The following is a 26,414-nucleotide window of genomic DNA, read 5'->3' as shown; positions in this document are numbered from 1 at the left end:
GTTTATCCTGTGCCCGGCTCGTTTAAGGTCAATCAATGACCAAAAATGACGCCTGGTACAGGACAATCAATAACTTTCGCATTCGTCTAAACCCCTAAAACTATGTGTCATAATCATGGTGTTGCCTACATCAGCCCCGGCGTGGTTGAAGTACAGGAAATTGAGTACCCTAAACTGGCCCTTGGCGATCGTAAATGCGAGCATGGGGTTATTTTGCAAATCGTTTCGACCAACATTTGCGGCAGCGATCAGCACATGGTTCGGGGCCGGACAACAGCCCCCGCCGGGCTGGTGCTGGGCCACGAAATAACCGGATTGGTCATTGAAGCCGGGCGCGATGTGGAGTTTATCAAAGAAGGTGATCTGGTATCGGTACCGTTCAATATTGCCTGCGGACGATGCCGGAATTGTAAGGTTGGCCAGACCGGTATTTGCCTGAATGTTAACCCCGCCCGGCCCGGTGCCGCTTATGGCTACGTGGACATGGGCGGCTGGGTTGGTGGTCAGGCCGAGTACGTCATGGTCCCTTACGCTGATTTTAACCTGCTGAAATTCCCCGATAAAGATCAGGCGATGGCCAAAATCCGGGACCTGACGCTGCTATCCGATATTTTCCCGACGGGTTACCACGGAGCCGTTACGGCGGGTGTTGGTCCGGGTTCCATTGTGTACGTAGCGGGCGCGGGTCCGGTTGGGCTGGCCTGTGCCGTTTCCTGCCATTTGCTGGGTGCCGCCGTCGTTATCGTAGGCGACATGATTCCGGAGCGGCTGGAGCAGGCCAGGAGTTTTGGCTGTGAAACCGTCGACCTGCGTAAGGATACTCCACTAGCCGACCAGATTGCCGAAATTATTGGCGTGCCGGAGGTAGACTCCGCTGTCGATTGTGTTGGTTTCGAGGCTCACGGACACGGTTCCGATTCGGGTAAAGAACAACCGGCCACCGTGCTGAATGCAGCCATGACCGTAACGCGGGCGGGGGGTGCCATTGGCATTCCGGGCCTTTACGTAACTGGCGATCCGGGTGCTTCTACGGAGGACGCCAAGGAAGGGAATCTTTCTATTCGTATTGGTTTGGGCTGGGCCAAATCGCACTCATTCTACACCGGTCAGTGTCCGGTAATGAAATACCACCGGCAGTTGATGAATGCGATCCTGTACGACAAAGTACAGATTGCCAAAGCCGTAAACGTGGAAGTTATCAGCCTGGACAAAGCCCCCAAAGGCTACCAGGATTTCGACAAAGGAGCCGCCAAGAAATTCGTAATCGACCCACACGGCCTGATTCCGAATTGATTCCCTTTTTGGTATGACCTAGTCGGCACGAAACCACCAGTGATTTCGTGCCGATTTTTTGTGCCCTGACAGTGAAGCCAGGAAGTTGCCGAACGCCCGTTTTATTCCACCAGGGCATTGGCTTGTCAACGGGGATGATGTCTGCGTCGCCCGGCGTTACACACCAGACGAGGTTACCGGTAGCCCTTTTTCAGCGTGTGGAAATCGTCTTGCTGAAGCCCGCTAAATTGGTAAGAAAAGGGTAATCTCTTTCAGAAAGGGTGGTGTCAGGTGAATATACAGTGTCCATTTACTCATATACCTGTCCGCAACTGTACGCCTATTGTCCATTAGCGGACACCGTCAAAAATAATTCTTCTGCTTCTTGTTTGATAATGAACAGGTTGCCTTTTTGGTACAGCATTTGGAGAACGTTTTAAATTACGTTTATGAACGTTGTCTTATGCTACGAAACTACCTGCTTATCGCCATTCGGAATCTGCGTAAACACAAGACGTTCAGTTTCATCAATATTACGGGCGTGGCCGTTGGGCTGGCGTGTTTTCTGCTCATTGCACTTTATGTGGCTGATGAGCTGAGCTACGACCGCTACAACACCAACGCCGACCGGATTTACCGGGTGGCCCGAACGTTCCTCTCTACGGACGGGACACCGTCGCTGAAACTGGCGCAGGCGGCACCACCCTTTGGTCCGCTGATCAAGCAGGATTTCCCGGGAGTGGAGCAAATGGTGAGAACCCTCGATAACAATGGCCTGATACGCTATGGCGAGCACTCCTTTAATGAGGAGGATATATATTTTGCCGAAGCTAATTTGTTCAACGTATTTGATATTAAGCTCGTTAACGGGAATCCTGATCTGGCGTTGGTTAACCCGTTTGCTATTCTGTTCTCGCGACCAATGGCCGAAAAGTATTTTGGCACCGAATCACCCATCGGCAAAACCGTTCGGCTGAATAATCAATTTGATATGACCGTTACGGGGGTGTTTGAGCCGTTGCCCGCTCAGGCGCATTTTCACCCCACTTTTCTTATCTCGTTTTCAACCCTGAACGACCCGCGTGTGTATGGAGCCGAAGGCCTGCGAAGTAACTGGGGGAACAATTCCTTCAATACGTACCTGCTCCTGAAGGCGGGGCGGTCCGGCGATCCGCAGCGCCTGGAAGCGGCCTTTCCGGCCTTTCAGGATAGGCACGTTCCGGCCAATGATGGTAGGAAAGCTTCCTCCTTTTCGGTGCTGAACCTACAAAAATTAACGGATATCCACCTGCGTTCGCACACCGATTCGGAGTTGGAACCCGCCGGGGATATAAGCTACATTTATTTATTTTCGGCCATCGGTCTGTTCATTTTGCTGATTGCCTGTATCAACTACATGAACTTAGCCACAGCCCGTTCGGCGGGGCGGGCCAAAGAGGTTGGGATGCGTAAGGTTGTAGGGGCTTTACGCGCCCAGCTCATTGGTCAGTTCCTGAGCGAATCGCTGCTGCTGGTTCTGTTTGCGCTCGGTATTGCCATCCTGCTGGTTATGCTCTGCCTGCCGACACTGAATGAGTTTACGCACAAACAGGTATCGTTCAACCAACTGCTCAATCCGGTTTTCCTGAGTATTCTGGTGGGTGTTACGTTGCTGACCGCCCTGGTAGCGGGTAGCTACCCGGCGTTCTTTCTGACCTCTTTTCGGCCATTGGGCGTGCTGAAAGGGCAGATTGCTTCGGCCATGCGCACGGGTAAACTGCGGCAGGCGCTGGTTGTAACGCAGTTCGCCATTGCTATCGTGCTTATCATCAGTACAGTAGTGGTGTATAGCCAGATGAAGTATATTCAGGATTATCGGTTGGGCTACCAGAAAGAACAAATGCTGCTCCTGCCGGATGTAGGCGATTCGACCACGAATTATGAAACCCTCAGGCAGCAACTGGTACAGACCGGTATTGTCCGGGATATAGGACGGTCGTCGCGCATACCGTCCGGCCGATTGCTCGACTCGTACAATGCCCGTACCATGACGGGCGACAGTATGGCTCCCGTCAATATTAACCTGCGGGCACTGCGAATCGACCACGATTTCATCCCGACCTATCAGATTGCCATGGCGGCCGGCCGTAATTTCTCCCGCGCCTATCCAACCGATACGGCGATGGTGGTGCTGAACGAAACCGCCGTGCGGTTGCTGGGCTGGACACCCGAACAGGCCATTGGTAAACCGTTTCAGTATGGTCCTGCCAGCGGACAGGTTATTGGCGTGACGAAAGATTTTCACTTCGAGTCGCTGCATCAGCAGATGGCGGCACTGGCGATGATCCTGACTCCCCGCCAGCTCAACTGGCTGTCTGTTCCCCTCAAAGGCAATATTCCGGCGGGTGTGCAGCGGGTTGAGTCGGTCTGGAAACAGTTTTTCCCGGAGCAGCCTTTCAACTACCAGTTTCTGGATGAACGGTTCGACCGGCTGTATGCCCGCGAGCAGACGCAGCAAACCCTGTTCAGTATTTTTGCGGGCATTGCCATTCTTATTTCGTGCCTGGGTTTGTTTGGTTTATCCATGTTCATGGCCGAAGTACGCACCAAGGAGATTGGTATCCGCAAAGTACTGGGCGCGTCGGAAATGAGTTTGGTAACCCTGTTTTCCAAAGACTTTGTAAAGCTGGTGTTCGTGGCCCTGGTCATTGCCGCCCCCGTAGCCTGGTACGCCATGCACACCTGGCTGAATGATTTTGCCTACCGCACCGGTATTCACTGGTGGGTGTTCCTGCTGGCCGGTGGCCTGACGATGCTGATAGCCCTGCTAACGGTGAGTTTCCAGAGCGTGAAAGCGGCCCTGATGAATCCAGTTAAATCACTTCGTTCCGAATAAACCCCTGAAACCATGCTGAAAAGCTATTTCACAACGGCCCTACGCACCCTTCGGCGCAATTGGAATTATACGGTTATCAATGTAGTGGGCCTCACTTTTGGGCTGGCCTGCTGCCTGTTGCTGTTTCTGGCTATTCGCTACGAACTGAGCTATGACCGGCACAACACTCAAGCCGACCGCATTTACCGGTTGGTTACGGCTTATAAAAACGCCGAAAGTGACGGGCGGAACGTAGGTATTCCGTTGCCAGCCCTGGCGGCACTGCGCACCGATTTTCCGGCTATTAAACGGCAGGTGACGCTCGTTCATGAAGCCGAGGGCGTGGTGCGTACCGATGCTCAAAAGAAATTTGAGGAAGAAGAGGGCGTAATGGCGTTTGTCGAACCGGCCTATTTTCGCCTGTTCGACTTCAACTGGCAAGCGGGGAGCCCCGAAACGTCGCTCAGCAACCCGAATACGGTGGTACTGTCGGCGTCGATGGCTCGCAAATACTTCGGCAGTGCCAATCCGATGGGCAAACGGATTCGGGTGGAGAACAAAATGGATTTTGTCGTAACGGGCATCGTGCAGGACCCGCCCGTTACGAGCAGTATGCCGTTTGAGGTGCTGCTGTCATTTGCCTCCCTGAAACAGTTCGGGGCCAATACCTCGTGGGACGACTGGCAGTCGAACTCCAGTCAGGCCCAGATTTACCTGATGCTGCCCGAAGCCCAAACGCCACAGGCGATGGAGCGGCAACTCGTTGGGTTTGTGAACAAATACCAAAAGCCGGACGATGCCAAAAATATTCGCTACGAACTGCAACCCCTGACGCAAATTCACTTCGATACGCACTCGGCCAATTTTGCCAATCGTACCGTGAGTAAACAAACGATTTGGGTGATGGCGCTGATTGGCCTGTTTATCCTTGTTACAGCCTGTGTCAACTTCATTAATTTAGCCACTGCCCAGGCCATTCGGCGGGCTAAAGAAGTAGGTATCCGTAAAACGCTGGGTAGTTCGCAGGGGCAGTTGGTGCGGCAGTTTCTGGGCGAAACCGGCCTGCTGACGGGCTTGTCTGTCGTACTAGCCCTGTTTGTTGCGTATTGTGCCTTGCCTTATGTTGTTACGCTGCTCGATATAAAGCTGGAGCAGGTAGCTCTTTTCCATGCACCCATCCTCGGTTTTTTGCTGTTTCTAGCTGTATGTACCACTATACTGGCGGGTTTCTATCCAGCTTTGGTGCTTTCGGGTTATCAGCCCGTGCTGGCTCTGAAAGGGAAAATCAGGTCGGTAGGGAAAGGGCAGTTGACCTTACGCCGGAGTTTGATTGTGGGGCAGTTTGCCATTTCGCAGATGCTCATTATCGGCACCATCGTGGCCTATAGTCAGATGCAGCATTTCCGCTCCGCCGACCTCGGCTACACCAAAGAAGCCGTTGTTACTATTCCGCTGCCCGATGGAAAGAAACCGGGTCAGTTGGAATCGCTCTCGGCCAAACTACTGGGGCAACCCGCTATTCAGTCAATGAGTTATAGTTTGTCTACGCCTTCGGCAAAGGGCAACTGGTGGACCAGTTTCCGGTTTGAGAATGCGGATAAAGAAGCGGATTTTGCGGTGGTGATGCGCCCGGCCGACACGTCGTATTTTCAAACCTACGGGCTGAAACTAATAGCGGGTCGCAAACCCCTGCCCGCCGATACCATCCGCGAACTGGTTGTCAACGAATCGTTTGCTAAAAAAATAGGTATCCCCGACCCACAGAAACTACTGGGCAAAACGCTATCGGGGCTGAACGGGAGTAAAGTTAAAATTCCCATTGTGGGCGTTGTTCGCGACTTCAATACCTTCTCGCTGCATCAGCGCACGCAACCCTGCGTCATCACCACTGTTCGGGATACTTATCGCCTGATGAACATTAAGCTTACCCCACAGGCCACTAACGCTGCGGCTATCAGCGGGTTGTTGAAGACGGTTGAGAAAGTGTGGACCGCTGCTTTCCCCGATTTTGTGTTCAAGTATGAGTTTGTGGATAAAGCCGTCAATAATTTCTACCGAAACGAAGAACGGCTGTTCGCCCTGTTCCGATTGCTGGCGGGCATTGCTATTTTCATCGGCTGTTTAGGACTTTACGGTGTGGTGGCGTTTATGGCCGAAGCCCGCACCAAGGAGGTAGGCATTCGGAAAGTACTGGGCGCGTCGATGGCCAATATTTTCGGATTGTTTTCCTTCGACTTTATCAAGTTAGTCGCCATTGCCCTCGTCATTGCGTCGCCCGTAGCCTGGTATGTGATGAGCAACTGGCTGAAAGACATCGAATACAAAGTCGCTATCGAATGGTGGATGTTTGCGCTGGCCGGTTTACTGGCTGTGGGGATTGCCTTGTTGACGGTGAGTTTCCAGAGTGTAAAAGCCGCCCTGATGAACCCGGTAAAGAGTTTACGATCTGAATAAACGCGTATAATTATGCTCACCAACTATCTCAAAATCGCTTTCCGCAATTTGTGGAAGAACCGACTCTTCAGTTCGCTGAATATTGTGGGCATGGGCATTGGCATGACCGCCGTTGCTCTCATGGGCTTGTACATCGCGCACGAATTAAGCTACGACCGGTTCCACGCCAACGCCGACCGCATTGTACGGGTGGTGCAGTACGCAACGTGGCCCGGTGGCAACCTGCAACTGGCCCCTACCTCGGCCCCGTTTGCGGCTGCTCTCAAAAGCGATTACCCGGAGGTTGAAAAAACGGTCCGTTTCTCGACCGAAGGCGGTGGTATAATCACGTACCGTGATAAGAAGATTGAAGCCGGCGACATTTTCTTTACGGACAACACGGTATTCGATGTATTCACGTTTCCGTTCCTGTACGGCTCCCCAACTACCGCGCTGGCCCGGCCGGAGAGCATTGTGCTGACCGAAACGCTGGCCGAAAAACTGTTTGGTGATGCCCGCAAGGCAGTTGGTCAACCCATCGAGTTCAGCAATCATTTCGTCAATAGGGTAACCGGTGTTATCGCCGATGTGCCCGCCAACTCGCATTTGCAATTCAGTGCCCTGCGGTCGTTGCCCGCTAACTATACCGATGGCTGGCAAAACTTCAACCTCTACACCTATCTGCTACTGTCAAAAGGCAGTACCCCTAAAACGCTGGAGGGTAAACTCACTGGTTTTTACGCGAAATACCTCGAAAAAGAAACGAAAGGTGGTATGGACTACCGAATGGAACTTCAGCCCCTTACCTCCATTCACCTGCACTCGCACCTCGACTACGAGATCGGCCCGAACGGCGATGCTAAAACAGTGGCGGTTTTTGCCATCATTGCTGCGTTGGTGCTGTTTATGGCTGGTATCAACTACGTGAATCTGTACATTGCCCGGTCCGTCACCCGCACCCGTGAGGTAGGCGTTCGAAAAGCTATTGGCTCCCGGCGAGGGCAGCTTATTGGCCAGTTTATGACCGAATCATTGCTGATGGCATTATTCGCCGGGGTACTGGCGACGCTTCTGGCCAATGGTTTACTGCCGTGGTTCAATGAATTGGCGGGTCGGTCGTTGTCGCTCACGCAGTACGGCCCGATTGTGACGGTTGGCTTAGCCGTTTTGTTCGTAGGACTCCTGGGCGTGGGTAGCGGGTTGTATCCGGCCCTGGTCCTGTCCGGCTTTCGGCCAGTTGTGGCCCTCAAGGGGCAATTGGGCAATCAGCTGGGAAAGGTTCGTTTCCGGCAATCGCTGGTGGTGTTTCAGTTTGCAGCTGCCGTTGCCCTGATCGCCTGTTCGGCCATGATTTATCGGCAGATGAATTATGTGCAGCAGGAAAATCTGGGCTTCAACAAAGAGCAGGTGCTAACATTTCACCTCAATAACAACGAGTCGAGGCAACAGGTAAACGCCCTGAAAGATGAACTGAACAAGAGTCCGTTTATCGAAGCTACCTCGGCAGCTACTAACCCCATCGGCAACAACAATATTGGCAGCAATGGGCTGTTCTTCGAGCAGGATGGTGTTATGTCAACGGCTACGCAGGTTGTTCAACAGTTTTCTGTCGATGCCGATTTTCTGAGTACCATGCAGATTAAACTGCTTAGGGGACGTAATTTTTCCGAAGCCTTCCCTACTGATTCTACGAGTGCCGTCCTGGTAAATGAGGCATTGGTAAAGAAAATGGGCTGGCAGGACCCCATCGGTAAGCGCGTTAAGTATTTTGTGGGGAAAGACGAAACCGCCGAAGCGAGGGTGATTGGGGTAGTAGCCGATTTTCATACGTACTCGCTCCAGCACAAGATTGAGCCGCTCGTCATACAGATGCCCGCTCCCTTAGAAAAGGATAACCTCTACGTGCGTATACGCCCCGAAAAAACGACCGAAGCCCTGGCCACCATCAGTCAGGTTTACCATAAATTCGATGCGGCCGATACACCCACGTTCCATTTTCTGGACGAGAACTTTTCGCAACAGTACCAGGCCGAACAGAAACAGGGCTACATACTCCTTTCCTTCACCATTCTGGCCGTGCTGATTGCCTGCCTGGGTCTGTTTGGGCTGGCCGCTTTTGCCGCCGAAGCCCGAACGAAGGAAATCGGAATTCGCAAAGTGCTGGGCGCATCTATCGGCAGCGTAGTTACACTATTGTCCAAAGACTTTCTGAAATTAGTTGGTATAGCCATCATCATTGGCTTACCGCTGGCCTGGTACCTCACCGGGCAGTGGCTGCAAAACTTCGCCTACCATGTCGACATTGCCTGGTGGGTCTTTGCCGGAGCGGGTTTACTGGCCATTGGAATTGCCCTGCTGACGGTGAGTTTTCAGAGTATAAAAGCTGCGCTGATGAATCCGGTAAAGAGTTTACGAAGCGAATGATTCTGAGTCCTCCAAAATGACCGATCACCGTATATCCACTACGTCATTTAACGGTAAACATCTTACGAAAAAATGTTCTTCAAACTCAGTTCGACAGCTAATTTTTGGTCAGTTAGAACGACATCATCATGGAAAAACTTATAATGCGATGGGCTATCATACACCAATATCGCCCGAATATCGGGCAAAACAATCCAGCACGACGAGACACCAAAATCGAAATAAGCGTCTAGTTTATCAACCATCTCTTTGGTGCTTTGTGATGCAGATTGAATCTCAACTACCAGTAACGGAGCATCGGACCGACGGGATGGATCATGTTTAAAATCGAGCTCAGTTAGTGGATATAAAACCACGTCGGGTGTACTACCCACTGGCTTGGTATCAAGCAGTACCTCGCTGGCAATCCGAAACCGGTTAGGATAAGCGATCTTAAGTTCAAACCCAATATTAAATTGAATGGCACCGTGCAGTAGCGTTGGTATAGGTTTGTTTCGCTCTCGTTCGTAGGCCGATACGTCCTGGTCAATCATGGCTTCCATAGCAGATCGAGTTTTTCTTTAAAGATACCAAAATTTCAAAACGATGTTCGGTAACTACCTCAAAATCGCCCTCCGGAACCTGTGGAAAAGTAAGGTTTATTCGCTGGTTAATATCACAGGACTGGCACTGGGAATAACCTGTTGCACGGCCATCGGCCTATACGTGTTGGATGAGCTTCAATACGATAAGTTCCATACCAACTATGACCGGATTTACCGCGTGGTCGAACGGCAGAAACAACCCGGTGGTATCTTCAACGTGGCCGTTACGCCCGGTCCTTTAGCAGCTACGCTGACTAAAGACTTCCCCGAAGTGCAGCAGACAACCCGCGTTGGGCGGTGGTCGGGAACGCTGAGCCAAAAACAGAAAACCGTTGAGGCTCAGGATATGCTCATTGTCGATCCGTCGTTTTTTGACCTGTTCAATTTTCCATTGGTGGCTGGTAACATACAAAAAGCGTTGATTAGCCCTAACGATGTGGTCATTAGCGAAACGATGGCCGAACGGCTGTTTGGTGCTAACTGGGGGCGGCTGGGTATTATTGGCAAACCGCTGTCGTTCAACAACCAGCAACCCTTTACGCTGGTAGGCGTGGCCAAAAAACCACCCGTCCGGTCGCACATCCAGTTCGATGTACTGCTGCCGTATAAGTGGCTGGAGAAAACCGACGAATGGAGCCAGAAATGGAGTAGTAATAGCTACCATACGTACGTACTCCTGAAACCCGACCGGGCCGATTCTCCCATTGATATAGTCGCTTTTACCGCCAAACTGAGCGGGCAGATCAAACGCTACAATACTGAAAACGATGCTGTCCTTTACCTGCAACCCCTGAGCGATATTTACCTCAAGTCGAAATTCGATTTCGCCACCGACTGGGGCACCCGCAACGATATGCTGTATGTCCGCATTTTCCTGACCGTCGGGCTGATTGTGCTGCTCATTGCAGTCGTCAATTTCATCAACCTGGCCACCGCACGCGCGTCGCATCGAGCGCGTGAAGTGGGCGTTCGGAAAACGGTTGGGGCCAGCCGGTCCGGCTTGATTGGGCAGTTTCTGGGCGAATCATTGCTGATGACAAGCCTAGCGGTTTCGGTGTCGTTGTTGTTGCTACAAACCTTGCTGCCGCTTTTCAATGATCTGTCGGGCAAGACATTAGTCGTTCCTACTGGCGAACCTCTGTTCTGGCTGGCACTTACCTTACTGACGGGAGTTGTCGGTTTATTGGCAGGTCTATACCCGGCGTTTTTCCTCTCATCGTTCCGACCGGCGCAGGTACTGAAAGGAACGGTTAACTCGCTGGGGTTAGCGGTAAAATCAGGCCGCACGTTCCGGCAGTCGCTGGTGGTGGGGCAGTTCGCGCTGGCGGTAGTACTGACCATTGGCAGCGTGGTCATTTACCGGCAGTTAGCGTTCATGCAACACCGGAAGCTGGGTTTCGATCAGTCGCAGTTATTGTACATCCGGATGAAAGGCGACCTGCGGAATAATGCTCTTCGACTCAAACGCGATGTTCAGCAACTCCCCGGCGTAGCGGTTGCTTCGGCCACAACCGGTGCGCTGGTCGACATGATTAACTCCTCAACTATTGAGTGGGAAGGGCAACGGCCTGACAACCAGTTTTTGATTACGAACATGAACATCGACGCTGATTTCATGAATACGACCGGGATGCAACTGGCGGCCGGGCGGAATTTCTCATGGAAAATTCGATCCGATACATCCTCGATAATGGGTGCGTTCATGATTAACGAAACAGCGGCCAAACGGATGGGCTGGACCCCGGCGCAGGCCATTGGTAAGCGCGTAAAGTTCTGGGGACCATCGGGCCTTATCGTGGGTGTGTTGAAAGATTTTCACTTCCGCCCGCTGCGTGATGCTATCGAGCCGTTTATTTTCCGGTTTCGCCCCGACAATCCGTATTTCAACTTGCTGGTCAAAACTACCCCCGGTCAGGTGCCGCGTACCATTGCCGATATAGCATCGCTCTACAAAAAGTATGAACCAAACAACCCCATTAGTTATGGCTTCGTCGATCAGGAGCTGGATGCGCAGTACCGCGCCGAACAGCGCACGGGCCGCATCATTCTGTATTTCTCGATTCTGTCAATTTTTGTATCGTGTCTGGGTCTGTTCGGGCTGGTCACCTTCACGGCTGAGCAGCGAACAAAGGAAATCGGCATCCGAAAGGTGCTGGGTGCCAGTGTGAGTAGTATTGTTACCTTACTCTCCAAAGATTTCCTGCGGTTGGTACTCATCGCTATTGTTATCGCCAGTCCGCTGGCCTGGTATGCCATGAATCGCTGGTTGCAGGACTTCGCCTATAAAATTGACATCGAGTGGTGGATGTTTGCCGGTGCGGGTCTGTTGGCGGTGAGTATTGCCCTGCTGACGGTGAGTTTCCAGAGCGTGAGAGCTGCGATGATGAATCCGGTGAAGTCACTGCGGAGTGAGTGATCAAGGGTTTCTAGGCCCCCATCTGCCTGTCGTGGTGATTTTTGTGAGGTGAATCGAACAACGTAAAAAGGTTATGTTCTGGTGGCTTTAGCTTGCGGGTAAAACGATAATACGAAAAATCATGGACGAGATGAGAGCAACACTAAAAGATGCCTGGCCTTACCAGAAGGATAAAATGAAGCTACCCGTCGAGGATCTGGAAACGGCTATTCCTTTTTACGAAACGGTTATGGGCTTCCGGGTCGTGTCCCGAAGCGATGCGCCTTTTAAGTCAGCTACGATTGAGCGCAATGACATGCAGCTTGGACTGGCCGAAAACGGCGGTGATCCCACCCAGGACGGTTGTTTTTTTGAAGTCGATGATGTTGAAAAGGCATTTGCCGAACTGAAGACCAATGGCTTTGATAAAGAGAACCCCGACTTTGATTATCAAAAATACGGTGAGACAAAATGGAAGGTCTTTTTCGTCGTAGCACCCGATGGCCTTTGTTTCTGTTATGGCGAGCGGCAAAACTGATGCAAACATCAACCTCTGTCCATCACCCGTACCGGCTGTTCCTGGCAAAAGATACCTATTGATTTATAGATATAGCGCCATGGCTTCCTGCGTAGTGGTGTCTACGAGCAGAATACCTTCGTGGGTGTCGTTTAGCTGACCGGCCAGGGTGCCCGTATTGGTCCAGATGGCGGATTGACCGGCTCCCACAAAATTGTCGCACGGGCCGATGCAGTTGGTCATCAAAACAAGCATCGACTTCTGGCGGGCAATAGCCATCAGTTGTTCGTTGGCTTTCTTAACGCCTTCGCTGGATTTGGCTACGCTGGCCAGATATATTTCTGCGCCGTTTTTGCAGGCATTCGCCAGATGCTCAGGGACGGATAATTCGTAGCATATCGCCAGGGCAATGTTGGCTTCGGGGCCAATTAATCCCGAAAACCGCTGGGCGTTCACGAAAAATGCTTCTTCGTCCGGGTGCAGGTATTGCTTCGAGTAGGTTTGCCGGGCTTTGACTGGCTGGAAAATGATCAGGCTAATGCAGATACCGGTCTCACTTTTTGTGGGTGCGCCAATGCCTATCGTTAGGGAATGGGCATCGGCAAGCTGCTGGAACGTATCGAACCGACTATCGTTCTGCCCGGTCGCCAGTTGACTGGCCAGGTTCGGTTCGTACCCCGTGAGGGATAATTCCGGGAAAACAACCACATCAGCACCCTGCGTGATGGCCAGTGCCAGTAGCTTTCTATGCTGGTCGATGTTGCGCTGAACGGCACCCGATACGGGCTTTATTTGGGCTACACAAAGTTTCATTCCTTTTTCTGTTCAGACGGGTATCAACAAACCAGTTCATTCGAACGGGTCTGCTCACTCAGGCGGGCAATCTTTTTTTGTAGATAGGCCCGCACCTGATTGATCTCTGCCGCTGCCTCATCCATTTTTTTGAGCTGAGCCGTTAGAATACCTTGCTTTTCGGCTTCGGTCAGTTGATCCCAGTCGCTCAGTTTCTCCTGTATGTCTTTGAGCGTAAAGCCCATCGCTTTGGCAAACTTAATCTGTAGCAGCGCAGCAACGTGCGATTCGTCGTACTGCCGGTGACTTTGCCGCTGTTGTCGTACCCCCTGCACCAGCTTCATTTTTTCGTAAAACCGGATGGTGTCCGGGGTGAATCCGGTTCGGGCAGATAGTTCGCTGATAAACATGGTGTAAAAAGTTGGGGTAAAGGGAATTCTGGAGTCTACTCCAATTTGTTCCCTGTACGAATATCAACTCATTCCGACCAATGACCAAAACAATTTTTATTACCGGAGCATCGAGCGGTTTAGGCAAAGCGGCCGCCATTTTATTTGCCAACAAGGGCTGGAACGTAATCGCTACGATGCGGAAGCCTGAAAAGGAAACCGAATTAACCCATATTCCGAACGTCACGGTCATGCCGCTGGACGTTACCAGTCTGGAACAGATAGAGGCAACGGCCGGTCAGGTACTTGAATCGGGCGGTGTCGATGTGGTATTCAACAACGCAGGCTACGGCCTGGCCGGGCCACTGGAAGGGACAACCGACGAACAACTCATTGCCGAACTCGACACGAATCTGTTGGGCGTTATCCGGGTAACGAAAGCGTTTATTCCCCATTTTCGGGAGAAAAAATCGGGCTTGTTTATCAGCACTACGTCCATCGGAGGGCTGATAGCACTACCGTTCAACTCGGTTTACCACGCGACCAAATGGGCATTGGAAGGCTGGAGCGAAAGTATGGCGTTCGAACTGGCTAAATTTGGCATCGGTATAAAAACCGTTTCGCCGGGTGGGATAGCGACCGATTTTGCCAGTCGTTCGCTGGTGCTGACGCAACATGATGCGTATGATGAACTGGTTGGGAAGGTAATGAGTGTATTTGGGGACCCGGGCCGGGCCATCAATTACTCAACGGCAGAGCAAATTGCCGAAGTAGTATACGAAGCTGCCACCGATGGCAAAACCCAGCTACGGTATGTGGCCGGGGAAGATGCCAAAGCTATGTATGCCCGACGATTGGCGGTTGGCGATGAAACATTCAGGGCGGGGATAGATAATTTGTTTTTTAATTAGCCTGCATACTATCAATCAAATCAACAATCCGGCTGTTTACCGGTTGAACTAATAAACCACAACGAATAAGCACATGAAGTACAACCCACTTGGAAATACCGGCGTTTTAGTCTCTGAAATCTGCCTCGGCACCATGACCTTTGGTGGCAATGGCTACTGGAAAGCGATGGGCGAACTCCAGCAAAACGCGGTAAACGACATCCTGAAAACCGCCGTTGATAATGGGGTTAATTTTATCGATACTGCCAATGTTTATTCATTCGGTGAATCGGAACGATTACTGGGTCAGTCGATGAAATCGCTCGGTCTGACGCGGAGCGAACTGATTATCGCCACCAAAGTCCGTGGCCGTATGGGCGAAGGGAAAAATCAGGTTGGTCTGGGTCGGCTGCAAATTATGCAGCAGCTGGAAGACAGCCTGAAACGCCTGCAAATGGACCACGTTGACCTCTATCAGATTCACGGCTTCGATCCCATTACACCCCTCGAAGAGACTATGCGGGGCCTGGAAGACGTAGTCAGAAGCGGAAAAGTGCGCTACATTGGCTGCTCCAATCTGGCGGCCTGGCAGGTAATGAAAGCCAACGGTATTGCCGAGAAAAATGGCTGGACAAAATTCGTTTCGACCCAGAACTACTACTCCATTGCCGGGCGCGATCTCGAAAACGAGCTGGTGCCGATGGTGCAGGATCAGCAGATGGGTATTCTGCCCTGGAGTCCGCTGGCGGGTGGGTTTCTATCGGGGAAATACACCCGAAATAACCAGCCGGAAGGGGATTCCCGCCGTCTGAACTTCGACTTTCCGCCAGTCAATCAGGAAAGGGCATACGACATCATCGACGTGATGGAAACTATTGCCGAAGCGCATGGTGTATCGGTTGCCCGTATTGCACTGGCCTGGGTGCTGGCTAAACCCGGGGTAACCAGCATGATTATCGGGGCGAAAAACACGGATCAGTTGATGGATAATATTAAGGCCGTAGACCTTAGCCTGACAATGGAGCAACTGGAGCAACTGGACGAAGTGAGTGCTACTACGAAACCATATCCGCAGTGGATGATTCAGCGGCAAAGCAGCGACCGGCTGGGGACGTATAATTTTTCGCCGAATCAACCGGCAGCGGCCACAACATCCAAATAGGGCGGGGGCTCGGTTGAGCGACGTATTAAAGACAGCTCAACCGAGCGTACTGTTTGCAAATACGGTATCGTCTACCGTATTTTGTGCATATTCTAGTTAATCTCCTGCAATGAATTTCCCAACAGAACTAAGCTATACAGAAGACCACGAGTGGATTCGGGTAGAAGAAGATGGTACTGCGGTAGTGGGCATCACCGAATTTGCTCAGCATGAACTGGGTGATATTATTTTTATCGATGTCAACACCGTTGGGCAATCGCTGGGTAAAGGCGACGTGTTTGGCGCTGTTGAGGCCGTTAAAACCGTGTCGGATCTCTTTCTGCCGATAGAAGGTGAAGTGCTTGAACTGAATCCGGCTATTGAAAAAAAACCGGAACTGCTAAACAGTGACCCCTATGGTGAAGGCTGGATTGTTCGCCTGAAACCTGCCAGTAGCGGGCAACAGGATGGATTGCTGTCGGCCGATGCCTACCGCGAGCTGGTAGGTGCCTGATACAGTAACTCGATTAGTAAAAGGCTCCGAAAGGGGCCTTTTTTCAGATAACTACACTATCTGCAACCCTTCCAGTAAAAGAAGGGAGTTTTTTTATGCAATTTCTAATCCGTTCAGCCCATATTATTGATGCTGCCTCATCGTTTGATGGGCAGGTAGTGGACATCCTCGTCGAAAACGGGGTGATTCAGCAGATTGGTCAGGACCTGTCTGCTCCTGCCGATAGCCGGGTCATTGAATCAGCCAATCTGCATGTATCACCGGGTTGGGTCGACATGCGCGTACTGGCGCAGGACCCAGGGTATGAGCATAAGGAAGACATAAGCAGTGTTTGCCGGGCCGCTGCCGCCGGTGGATTTACGGATATTGCCCTATTACCCAATACGCTGCCCGTTGTAGACGATAAAGGAATACTTGGCTATGTACGGCGTATGGCCGAAGGGCAACCGGTAAGTGTTCATATTATTGCCGCTGTCACCAGGAAAGCGGTTGGTGAGGATTTTACGGAAATGCTCGACCTGCATCATGCCGGGGCCGTTGCTTTCTCCGACGGAACGCATCCGCTCCAGAATCCCGATTTACTGCTTAAAACCCTGCAGTACCTTCAGCCAATTAACGGGTTGCTTATGAACCGGCCCGAAGAGCAGTTACTGACCCGTTTCGGGCAGATGCACGAGGGAAGGCAAAGCACGTTACTCGGCCTGAAAGGAATACCGGCTCTGGCCGAAGAACTATTCATCGAGCGAGACATACGGCTACTGGATTATGTGCTGGGGGAGAGAACCGGGGCGGAGGGCCTTGAGTCTGGGGGGACTATTGATGCCCCAGGGTCATTGCTCCACTTCTCTACCATTTCTACCGCCCGTTCGGTTGAACTTATTCGGCAGGCGAAAGCCGCCGGTTTGCCGGTGAGTTGCGACGTGGCCGTTCATCAGCTTATTTTTGATGACTCGGCTCTGGCCGGTTTTGACACGAATCTGAAAGTCAATCCGCCGTTCCGGTCGCCTGATGATTTGGCTGCACTCTGGGCGGGCCTTGCCGACGATACGATTGATGCCATCGTATCGGATCATTCGCCCCAGGATGCGGAAAGTAAAAATCTGGAATTCGATCAGGCTGAGTTTGGCATGATAGGGCTGGAAACGGTCTTTGCAGCCAGCATTACCCATAACCGGATGTTGTCCTTATCGAAACTTATCGGGAAATTCACTGCCCGGCCCCGGCAAATTTTACGCCTTCCGGCTATTCGTATTGCCGAGGGACAGGCTGCTACCGTAACACTTTTTGATCCGACGGACGAGTGGACGTACGAACGAACCGTCTCGAAATCGAAAAACTCACCATTTTTGGGCCAAACATTCACAGGGCGCGTAGTGGGAATAATCCATCGCGGCTTATTTAACCCGACTACATGAAAAGTATCATTAATTATTTCAGTCATCCGTTGTTAAAAATCCCCCTGCTGGCTGGATTGGCAACGGGCGTCTTGTGCTTTCTTTACTTTCTGGCACTTTATGCCATTGGCGTACCGGCGCTGGGGAATATTCGGGTACTGGATTTTGGGATTCACATTATTGTTATGGTTGCTGCGGTATGGTATTATCGAAAATACATTGGACACGGTCATCTGCATTTGTGGGAGGGGTTAACCATTGGTTACGTTCTGAATACGATAGCGGCATTGGTAACGAGCTGGCTCGTATACCTGTTTGTGACGCAGGTTGATCCGGGCGTTTTTGCTGAGTATGTTGTTAACTCGAAGAAACTACTGCTGGAGGGCAAAGCACAGATTACGGATCAATTTGGGCCAGAAACCTTTGCCGAGCAGTGGAATAAAGTAAGTACTATGCAGCCCGGCGTGTTGCTTCCCGATGAGCTGACCAAAAAAACAGCGCTGGCAGTTTTGCCCGTGCTCGTTATTTCGCTTATCTTCCGCAAACAGGATTATAGTGTTTTGCGGTAATATTACGTGTTCAAACCACTTACTAGTATGGATAATCAGACGACTACCGCTCGTACGGCTCTGAAATGGGGACTCATAACCGGTATAGCCCTGGTTGTGTATTCAATCATTCTCTACACACTTGACCAGACAACGAACGGGGCATTGAGCCTGGTCATTTACGGCATCCTGATTGGAGGTCTGATAGTGGGCATGCGTGAGTACCGCACCAATAACGGTGGGTACATGACCTATGGTGAAGGAATGGGTTTAGGAGCATTGCTATCCGCCATTGCCGGATTATTATCATCAGCGTTCACTGTTTTCTATACCCAGATTATCGATCCCGGTTTTCAGGAACGTATCGTCGGGCAGGTTCGTGATCAAATGGAGCAACAGGGGAAGATGTCTGACGAACAGATTGACCAGGCAATTGAGTGGATGCAGAAATTCCAGTCGCCTGGCTTACAGTTTATGTTTGGCCTGCTCGGTACTATTCTGATTGGTGTAGTTCTCTCCCTGATTATTGCCGCTTTTATACGCCGGAACAAAACCAATCCGTTTGAATAGGCACCTGGTTTATAGTTTTTGGTCCAGGGTTTTTGGTTCTTACCATACAGGGGGACTAGGAAGCCTAAACCCAAAACTAAAAAAACCACCCCGATTACTATAAACTGCCTCCATGCTGGCCATTTTTCGCAAAGAAATCAATCAGTTCTTCTCGTCTCCCATTGCCTACATTATTATGGGGGTGTTTCTTACGGCCATGGGGCTGATGTTGTGGATATTCCCGGATACCAGCCTGCTCGAAAATGGGTACGCCGATATGGGGACTTTCTTTAACCTAACTCCTTATTTACTCCTGTTTCTGGTACCAGCCATCACGATGCGCTCTATTGCCGATGAAGTTCGCTCGGGAACGCTGGAGTGGCTGTTGAGCAAGCCCGTTAGTCGGTGGGGCATAGTAGGGGGGAAGTTTTTGGCAAGCTGGTTGCTGGTTATCATTACGCTACTGCCAACGCTCCTGTATTACGTTACGTTGTATCAGCTTGGCGCTCCCGTTGGCAACATCGACTCGGCGGGTGTGTTTGGCGCTTATATCGGCTTATTCCTGCTGGCGGGTGTATTTGTGGCCGTTGGCCTGTGGGCCTCTTCGTTTAACGACAATCAGGTAGTGGCCTTCGTACTGGGGGTATTTTGCTGTTTCCTATTGTATAATGGACTCAGCGCACTGGCGGGTCTAGCCGCGCTGGGCGGAATAGACTATTACCTGTCGTTGCTGGCATTGGATGAACAATACCGGGCATTGGGCCGGGGCGTAATCGACAGTCGGAATGTTATTTATTTACTTAGTTTAGCCGTTTTGTTTCTGATTTTAACCACCAACCGGTTGAAAGCAACTTTATGAGAATTTCCCATACCGTATGGCGCTTGCTGGCTATTGCCTGGACGATCATTATGCTGATTGGCTGCCTGACTCCTCACGACCAGATACCGAGTGAATTAAATACCTGGAACGACAAATCCCTGCATGTTCTCATATTCGCTCCGTTCACCCTACTGTGGATGCTGACGGGTTTACGGGCGGGTTATGCGCTGGTAGCCGGATTGCTTTTTGGGCTACTGATTGAAGTGTTACAGTATGCGTTACCCATTAACCGCAGTGCCGACTGGAAAGATGTAGTAGCCGACTGTGTTGGAGCGGCACTGGGTGTTGGGCTAGCCATTTTCTGGCAACGGCTGTTCCCGGAAAGCATCTCTTAGTTTCGTGCGAATAACCGCCCCAATCGGCTTTATCTAGTGCTCATAATTGCAACTGGCTACCCGTGTGGAAGTAAAGGTTGCAAACAGAGAAGGAAAGTTAAACAGTCACCGCCTTTAGAAAAATATATTTAGCTATATAGGGTAGTTGGTCAATCCAATTCATTTTTTTTCGTTAGTATTACACGAAGGTTCAGACAGTTTCGATTGTCAATAGTAAAATCGAAACTGTTTGAGCCTTTTTCTTTTTTTCTCAACCACCGTACACCTACATGAAGGTACTGAGCACAATCCAGGATCCCACGTTTACGGGGCGCGATTATAGCCGCCTTGACAAGTTTTTTCTCCAGTATATCAAAGACGAGCGTGATCTGCCCTTTATTTACCTTACCATCCAAATCAGTCTGACCGTTATACCACTCAGCGTCCTACTGTTTATGCCCTTCGTTGCGGGCTGGATTTGGTGGGCGGTGGCGGCTGTCCATCTCTTTATTACGAACTTCCGATTCAAAGGCCCTTTTGGGCTCATGCTTCATTGTACCAGTCACCGGCAGTTTTTTAAGTCGGAATATGATTGGATGAATAAGTACATACCCTGGATAGTAGCCCCATTTTTTGGCCACACGCCCGAAACCTACTACAGCCACCATATTGGGATGCACCACCCCGAAAACAATCTCGAAGATGACGATAGCAGTACTATGGCGTTCCAGCGTGATAGCTTTCGGAGTTTCCTGGCGTATTTCGGACGCTTTTTCGTCTTGGGTGTTCGGAATCTGCTGGATTATCTGCGGCTGAAAAATCGCCCTAAACTGGCGACTCGTGCGCTGGCCGGAGAAATCGTATTCGGGGTTGTTTGCGTCGGGTTATGGTTTATAAGCTGGCCTGCCACGGTAATGGTTTTTCTGTTACCACTCGTTATCTACCGCCTTATTGCCATGCTGGGCAACTGGACGCAGCACGCCTTTGTGGATGCCAATGATCCGGGCAATGCCTACAAAAACAGCATTACCTGTATTAATGTAAAGTACAACAAAAAGTGCTGGAATGATGGCTATCACATCAGTCACCACGTGCGGCCAGCGATGCACTGGACCGAACATCCCACTTTTTTTCTTAAAACTATCGATAAATACGCTCAGAATCGGGCGGTTATCTTCGACGGTCTGGACTTTCTGCAAATTTTCTTCCTGCTGATGCGCGGAAAATACGATGTACTGGCCCGACACATGGTCAATGTAAACGGCGCATTCGCCAACGATGCCGATGCAATAGAACTTCTGCGATATCGGACAAGACGTATTACTGCACCCAGCGAAGTAGTGCCGATGCCGGAACGCCGTGCTATGGCTGCGTAACGCTACGGATCAGCTATTCCCTCCGTCAATACGCATCTCAATAATGCGTTGTACGTCTACGGATAAATTAGACATAAAGTCATAGCCGGTTAGATTTTCTAATGCATCGACACTGGTTAGATACGCCCGCCAGGGTTTATCCGCGGCTAACTGGTCGTTGGGTATATTGATGGCAATAACCCGCGTGTTCTCATTGATCTGAAAGGTATTGTCACTACCGGCTGGCACGAGAATCATTATTTTCCAGAGCGTAGCTGGAACGGTTAATTTACCGTTGGCCAGTGAAGTAGCGTAGCCGTTTTGCCCGGTACCCCCTGAGCCACTTGCCCCCGCAATAATATAGACATCATTGCCGTTGGTCATCAGTTGCCGTTCGTACTCTTCCACAGATTTCCAGACTTCCCGGTTATGGCGCGGAGCTTGTGGCACGATGTTGGTTAGAAGAAACGTAGCAGCATTATCTTCCGGCGTTGCATCCCGGTCGTCGGAGGGGCAAAGGTGCCCCCGGTCAAAGCCTGTGTTGGTGTAGTCGGAAGTACGGGCCGCATACCAGCCGGAAGGGATTTCGGGATCGGGTCGGAAATTATCACTTCGTTTGGCATCGCCTTTCCAGGACGGACTGAGCCGCCAGCTAACCCAGTTGGCAATACCCCGGCTTCGATTGTAGGAAAGTACATACTGAGATCGACTGATGAGGTAATTATTTGGGTCGCTCGTTGAGGCTCCGCTTGGGTTGCCCAAGGCCAGGTTGTCGACCCGATTCAAATCAGGATAACGAACTGTTGTTGCCGCTGGACGAACGGTAACGCAACTATTGATAAGCAGTCCGAGTCCGGTTGCTAGAACAATTGTTTTCAGTTGAAAACGCATCTTAATTGATTTTACTGACATTCTTGTTGAACTTTACAATCAAACCATAAATGTAGTGATTCTCTGCATTGTCCATGTACTTGTGGAATCGAGAGTCAGCACATCTAAATCCAGTTGAGAACCTGCTGTTATGGCTAAAAAAAAGCAATCTCAGGGCTACGAGAACCCGCGCACGACACCGGCGAAGGTAGTAACATCCAAGCCTGCTCCTAGTACGTCTGGTGGCAGCCAGGCCCGTTCTGGTGCCAGTCGGACAGCCGACACGGCGCAGCGCCCGGTCACTCGCCCGGCGGCCGAAAAAACAACGCTTCCTGCCGCCCAATCCGACTTACCCATCGACAAACGGCCGGTTGAGTGGTGGCCACCGGCGGTGCTGGCCTTACTGGGCTTCGCGCTATATATCAACACATTCGGTCATCAATATGCGCTGGATGATATTGCCGCTGTTGGGCAGAATCTGTTCGTAAAAAAAGGCATTGCGGGCATTCCCGACCTGCTCCGGACAGAGTTCTGGCACTTTAGTAATATATCGCTGGGATACTACCGGCCCCTGTCGCTTATTACGTTTGCCATGGAGCAGGAGTACTTTAAGGACAATCCGAATATCAGCCACATGATAAACGCTGGTTTGTATGGGCTGACGGGGCTGGTCATTGGGGTACTACTTCAAAAATGGCTCACCGGTAATGCCATTCTGGCCTTCCTGATCGGGCTGGTCTTTATTGCACATCCCCTTCATACCGAAATTGTTGCCAACATTAAAGGGCGCGACGAAATACTGAGTTTCCTGTTTATTGCGCTGATGCTCCTTTCGTACTGGAAGCATCTGGAATCGGACGCCACCTACTGGTTTAAAGGTCCGCCTTCCGACTGGCCACTCGGTGGGATGCTGGGCCTATTTTCCCTGGTGGGGGGATGGGTAATCGGTAGCAGTCTGATGGGGAGTACGGTTGGTGGCGTAATAGGCGTACTCATCATGGGGGCGCTGTCGGGTAGCTGGCTTGGCCTCGCCTGTGCATCGCTCTACTTTGCTTTCCTGTCCAAGGAATCCTCCATCGTTAGTCTGGCGTTGATTCCGGCTATGCAGTACTGGTTTGCCCGTCGGAATGTCTGGCAATCACTGATTAGTTTATGGCCTTTCCTGATTGTTACGGCCCTGTTTTTCTACCAGAAACAAAAAATGATTGGTACGCTGAGCGGTACGCCACCAGTTGACTGGGCTAACTACCCCTATGCCATTGAAAAAACCCAGAAGTCGACGATGTTTAAATTTCTGGAGTACTACCTGCGGCTACTTATTTTACCCCACCCCCTTGTTTATGATTATTCATACAATGTTATTCCGTCGGGGGGCAAGGGAGATGTATTGACCTGGGCGGGCTTTTTTACGTTCATTGGACTAATCTGGCTGGCCTGGAAAGGATTTGTCAAGCGCACACTCTGGGGCTTCGGTATCTTCTGGTTCTTCGTAACGATGGCACCGGGTCTTGGCTTCATCTGGATTCGGGGCGGTATTTTTGCCGAACGTTTTACGTACGCTGCCGTGATGGGTTTTAGCTTTGTGCTGGTATGGGCATTGCAGAAATTGCTCGTTCGTGAGCCGGAAAGTTCGACAAAACCGTTGTTAGTCCGGTATGCTCCTTTGCTGGGCCTGATGGTGGTGGTCGCTGGTTTTTACTCGTTCAAAACCGTAGAACGTAACCAGGATTGGGAGAACAACTTTGTCCTTTTTAACTCGGCCCTGCCCTACGCACCCAATAGCTGCCAGGTACAACGGCACGTAGCGAATGAGTGGATCGAGAAAGGGTTGAAAGACCGCGCCAAAGCGGATTCAATAGCCAACGCTACAAACGCGATCAAGCCAAAACCATCGCTGGAGCAGGTAAAGAAGGCGCAGGTAGTGATTGATACCAATATTGCCCATGCCAACAAGCACGGCCGCTGGGCACTCGATCATTTACAGGAATCGACCCGGATTTATCCAAACTTTGGAGAGGCCTACTTCTCTATGGCTTACGTATTTCAGAAAATTACCCCTAACGTCGATTCGGCCAAGTACTACTATAAGCAAACAATCCGGGCCGCCAATGCGTATGCGCCAGCTTATAATAACCTTGGCGTTATTTATCAGGGAGAAGGACAGGCAGAGAATAACCGGCAAAAACTGGAACTGGCTTCGTACTATTACAACCGGTCTATGGTGGTGAACCCGGCCTATGTGGATGGCCAGAATAACCGCGCCAGTTTGCTCAAGGCGTATGGTATTGATGTGAAAATATTGCCCGATTCGATTGTCAATAAATATTAGATACGATACCAGGCTGGTCTTATAAGAAAAACCCGCCCCCAACTGGGGCGGGTTTTTTATTTGTACAAGTTACCATATATCAACAAGATTAACATGCCGCCTGTATTAAGTAAGCTTAAAACAGAATGGCATACTTATTGACATGTTTCCATTGTTCTGTTTTTATTACTTATTATCTGCTCTTTATTTACATATAGTATGGTATTTGACTACTCACTACCGAATTTTCCAGATAAACTATCTACTAGTAAACAAACGGGTATTAATAAATTGAGTAAACCGGTCCATCGCTCATTTTCGTCGATAGGTAATCCGTTTTACGTTGCTGTCGTTAGTCTGGTTACCCTGCTACAAACGATAACTTTCCAGGCAAAAAGCCAGACTCCATACCTAAGTTCGCTGACCCCCACCCCCCGAGCCAACTTCACCCCCACTCCTCCAGAACAGAAGGGATACTGGAATGCAGATGTAGTGGGTGATTTTTCTTTGCCTGCCAGCAAAACGATGACTTTTTGCGGAGCGGGCCGAAACCTGCATGCTAATCAGGACCGGGAGAAGTTATTCCGGCGTGGTTTCACTGCTATAGAAGCTAGCCGGATGACGATTGATGAGAAAATATCGGGACCCGAAAGTGCCAAACCACCGGGCTGGACGAGTCCGCTCAAGCAGAGTCAGCGGGCGTTGATTGTTTATCAGAACTACCTTTATTACCCACCCGACAATCCCTTCAACTTACTGTGGGCACGGCGGGATTCGTACGCACCCTATACGTATTTCAGGCGCCCGCCCGGCGACCCATACATTCTGAACAGCGTGGGGGCAGCCATGGATCATATGGCTTACGAATGTGCCGCTTTTGGGGATTGTCAAGGCGCACCGCTGAATACGTTTGGCCACATATTCATGGATATAGAAAACGACTATACCTATTTCGAGAACAGACAGCAGAACGTGAACCTGTATGCCTACATGATGTACACCTTACGCAAGGCTTGTAGTCCCGCAACTCAAATTGGATCAATTGGACCCGTTCCGCACAACAACTTCGGTTTTACCCGCTATGCTGATTATGACGCAGGCGTTGACTGGGGTTGGAGTATGCCGGCCCAGCATACAGATGCTGTACCCGATTTGGGAGTACTATCATCCAGGCAGCGGGGTATGCCCGACGCTATTGTGGGAAAATCCTTTTCCGATTATGTCGATTTTCAGATGCCCGGCGTTTATTACACCTCGATGGCATTCGATTATAGTTATCCGCACAATGGGGAGATGGATACGCACTGGCTGGCCAGCGTACTGGGCGAGCAGGAGATAAACAGCGCACTCTCGCCCAAGAAACGTATTGCGTGGCAGTGGATGTTCAATACCCAAAGCCCGGATTACCCTAACAGTCCAAATGCCGATTATCCCGTTCCGCCGGTTATGGCCGAAGGACATGCTATTTTCTACTGGCTCACAGGAGCGGACGGCGTATTATTCTGGGATGATGAGGTTAATTTGACGCCTAATCGCAATTCACTTCCTCCCGGTGATCCAAACAAAGGACTGGGCAGTGACCGGAATTATGCCTGCTATGAACACTATATCCATGGGACCTGGCGCTTGTTCAACCACCATAAAGATATGTTCAACGGTCGGGAGCGGTACCTGAATCAGGAAACTGAATGCTCATTCGATAAAGGGCTTACCTGGCATAAATACAACGCTGGTGATCTGAAACGGAAAAACCTGCCTTTTGCCCGGGCCATGGTAAACGGCAACCAGATTCTGATTGCGGCAACGGCTCCCTATGTGGCCGCCGATAAAAAGACGTCGTTGATGGTTCGGTACATCGACAATAACTACCAGTTTACGACGGAAATTAACCTGACGGGTGACGAGATTTATCTGGGTCGGGCCACTATGTCACTCCCGCCAAAGGTCAAAAATGTTAGCCTGTTGCTATGCCAGGACTGCGTCAAGTAGAA

21 protein-coding genes are annotated in these 26,414 nt (G+C 50.8%); 17 read left to right on the top strand and 4 right to left on the bottom strand.

The genetic code is table 11. From position 1 onward, the window contains the following. The first annotated feature begins 102 nt into the window (after nt 1-102). The 4 genes from fdhA to B157_RS0126355 all read left to right on the top strand — a co-directional run bounded on the left by fdhA (nt 103) and on the right by B157_RS0126355 (nt 8,983). Nucleotides 103-1,293 carry a formaldehyde dehydrogenase, glutathione-independent gene (gene fdhA / locus B157_RS0126375; protein ID WP_020606316.1) on the top strand — a complete coding sequence of 397 codons (1,191 nt, stop codon included), beginning with the start codon at nt 103-105 and terminating at the stop codon, nt 1,291-1,293. Between the two features lie 442 nt (nt 1,294-1,735). Beyond that, the gene (locus tag B157_RS0126365; protein ID WP_026308981.1) at nt 1,736-4,147 is read left to right on the top strand and encodes an ABC transporter permease; all 2,412 of its coding nucleotides are present in this window, start codon (nt 1,736-1,738) and stop codon (nt 4,145-4,147) included. A 12-nt stretch (nt 4,148-4,159) separates the two neighbouring features. After that, a complete protein-coding gene (locus tag B157_RS0126360; RefSeq protein WP_020606314.1) occupies nt 4,160-6,580 on the top strand; it encodes an ABC transporter permease in 2,421 nt (806 codons plus the stop codon). Nucleotides 6,581-6,592: 12 nt separating this feature from the next. After that, on the top strand, nt 6,593-8,983 hold the full coding sequence (locus B157_RS0126355) for an ABC transporter permease (RefSeq protein ID WP_020606313.1): 2,391 nt from the start codon (nt 6,593-6,595) through the stop codon (nt 8,981-8,983). Between the two features lie 62 nt (nt 8,984-9,045). Here the strand turns inward: B157_RS0126355 and B157_RS0126350 are convergent, their stop codons facing one another. Next, a complete protein-coding gene (locus tag B157_RS0126350) occupies nt 9,046-9,525 on the bottom strand; it encodes a Uma2 family endonuclease (RefSeq protein WP_020606312.1) in 480 nt (159 codons plus the stop codon). Between the two features lie 43 nt (nt 9,526-9,568). Between B157_RS0126350 and B157_RS0126345 the strand changes: the two genes are divergently transcribed. After that, nucleotides 9,569-11,983: an ABC transporter permease gene (locus tag B157_RS0126345; RefSeq protein WP_020606311.1), complete on the top strand. Its 2,415-nt coding sequence runs from the start codon at nt 9,569-9,571 to the stop codon at nt 11,981-11,983. A 130-nt stretch (nt 11,984-12,113) separates the two neighbouring features. Then, nucleotides 12,114-12,500, top strand: coding sequence for a VOC family protein (locus B157_RS0126340; protein ID WP_020606310.1), 387 nt, complete (start codon nt 12,114-12,116; stop codon nt 12,498-12,500). A 63-nt stretch (nt 12,501-12,563) separates the two neighbouring features. Here the strand turns inward: B157_RS0126340 and B157_RS0126335 are convergent, their stop codons facing one another. Further along, the gene (locus B157_RS0126335; protein WP_020606309.1) at nt 12,564-13,292 is read right to left on the bottom strand and encodes a carbon-nitrogen hydrolase family protein; all 729 of its coding nucleotides are present in this window, start codon (nt 13,290-13,292) and stop codon (nt 12,564-12,566) included. 23 nt (nt 13,293-13,315) lie between these two features. Then, nucleotides 13,316-13,681: a helix-turn-helix domain-containing protein gene (locus B157_RS0126330; protein ID WP_020606308.1), complete on the bottom strand. Its 366-nt coding sequence runs from the start codon at nt 13,679-13,681 to the stop codon at nt 13,316-13,318. An 80-nt stretch (nt 13,682-13,761) separates the two neighbouring features. On the opposite strand from B157_RS0126330, the gene B157_RS0126325 reads away from it, so the two are divergent. The 9 genes from B157_RS0126325 to B157_RS0126285 all read left to right on the top strand — a co-directional run bounded on the left by B157_RS0126325 (nt 13,762) and on the right by B157_RS0126285 (nt 21,266). Next, entirely contained in the window at nt 13,762-14,571 is an 810-nt protein-coding gene (locus B157_RS0126325; RefSeq protein WP_020606307.1) for an SDR family oxidoreductase, read from the top strand. Nucleotides 14,572-14,644: 73 nt separating this feature from the next. Next, nucleotides 14,645-15,712: an aldo/keto reductase gene (locus tag B157_RS0126320; protein ID WP_020606306.1), complete on the top strand. Its 1,068-nt coding sequence runs from the start codon at nt 14,645-14,647 to the stop codon at nt 15,710-15,712. A 109-nt stretch (nt 15,713-15,821) separates the two neighbouring features. Then, the gene (gene gcvH, locus B157_RS0126315; protein ID WP_020606305.1) at nt 15,822-16,205 is read left to right on the top strand and encodes a glycine cleavage system protein GcvH; all 384 of its coding nucleotides are present in this window, start codon (nt 15,822-15,824) and stop codon (nt 16,203-16,205) included. 95 nt (nt 16,206-16,300) lie between these two features. Next, nucleotides 16,301-17,620 (top strand): dihydroorotase, encoded by a 1,320-nt coding sequence (locus tag B157_RS0126310; protein WP_020606304.1) that lies wholly within the window; start codon nt 16,301-16,303, stop codon nt 17,618-17,620. Continuing rightward, on the top strand, nt 17,617-18,168 hold the full coding sequence (locus B157_RS0126305) for a DUF4199 domain-containing protein (RefSeq protein ID WP_020606303.1): 552 nt from the start codon (nt 17,617-17,619) through the stop codon (nt 18,166-18,168). Before B157_RS0126310 ends, B157_RS0126305 begins: the two co-directional genes overlap by 4 nt. Before the next feature lie 27 nt (nt 18,169-18,195). Further along, the gene (locus tag B157_RS0126300) at nt 18,196-18,717 is read left to right on the top strand and encodes a DUF4199 domain-containing protein (protein WP_020606302.1); all 522 of its coding nucleotides are present in this window, start codon (nt 18,196-18,198) and stop codon (nt 18,715-18,717) included. A 112-nt stretch (nt 18,718-18,829) separates the two neighbouring features. Continuing rightward, nucleotides 18,830-19,555 carry a gliding motility-associated ABC transporter permease subunit GldF gene (gene gldF / locus B157_RS0126295; protein WP_020606301.1) on the top strand — a complete coding sequence of 242 codons (726 nt, stop codon included), beginning with the start codon at nt 18,830-18,832 and terminating at the stop codon, nt 19,553-19,555. Further along, nucleotides 19,552-19,911, top strand: coding sequence for a VanZ family protein (locus tag B157_RS0126290; RefSeq protein WP_020606300.1), 360 nt, complete (start codon nt 19,552-19,554; stop codon nt 19,909-19,911). Before gldF ends, B157_RS0126290 begins: the two co-directional genes overlap by 4 nt. A 269-nt stretch (nt 19,912-20,180) precedes the next feature. Further along, nucleotides 20,181-21,266, top strand: a complete 1,086-nt coding sequence (locus B157_RS0126285; protein ID WP_020606299.1) for a fatty acid desaturase family protein — start codon at nt 20,181-20,183, stop codon at nt 21,264-21,266. Nucleotides 21,267-21,275: 9 nt separating this feature from the next. On the opposite strand, the gene B157_RS0126280 is transcribed toward B157_RS0126285, so the two are convergent. Then, the gene (locus B157_RS0126280; RefSeq protein ID WP_020606298.1) at nt 21,276-22,136 is read right to left on the bottom strand and encodes a DNA/RNA non-specific endonuclease; all 861 of its coding nucleotides are present in this window, start codon (nt 22,134-22,136) and stop codon (nt 21,276-21,278) included. Between the two features lie 130 nt (nt 22,137-22,266). Between B157_RS0126280 and B157_RS0126275 the strand changes: the two genes are divergently transcribed. Both B157_RS0126275 and B157_RS0126270 read left to right on the top strand, forming a co-directional pair. Further along, nucleotides 22,267-24,444, top strand: coding sequence for a hypothetical protein (locus tag B157_RS0126275; protein ID WP_020606297.1), 2,178 nt, complete (start codon nt 22,267-22,269; stop codon nt 24,442-24,444). Nucleotides 24,445-24,642: 198 nt separating this feature from the next. Further along, on the top strand, nt 24,643-26,412 hold the full coding sequence (locus B157_RS0126270) for a vWA domain-containing protein (RefSeq protein WP_020606296.1): 1,770 nt from the start codon (nt 24,643-24,645) through the stop codon (nt 26,410-26,412). Nucleotides 26,413-26,414: the final 2 nt, after the last annotated feature.

It is taken from the genome of Spirosoma spitsbergense DSM 19989, assembly GCF_000374085.1.
Lineage (GTDB): Bacteria > Bacteroidota > Bacteroidia > Cytophagales > Spirosomataceae > Spirosoma > Spirosoma spitsbergense.
The sequence above is the reverse complement of the archived record's forward strand: the minus strand, read 5'-3'. Positions and strand labels throughout refer to the sequence as shown.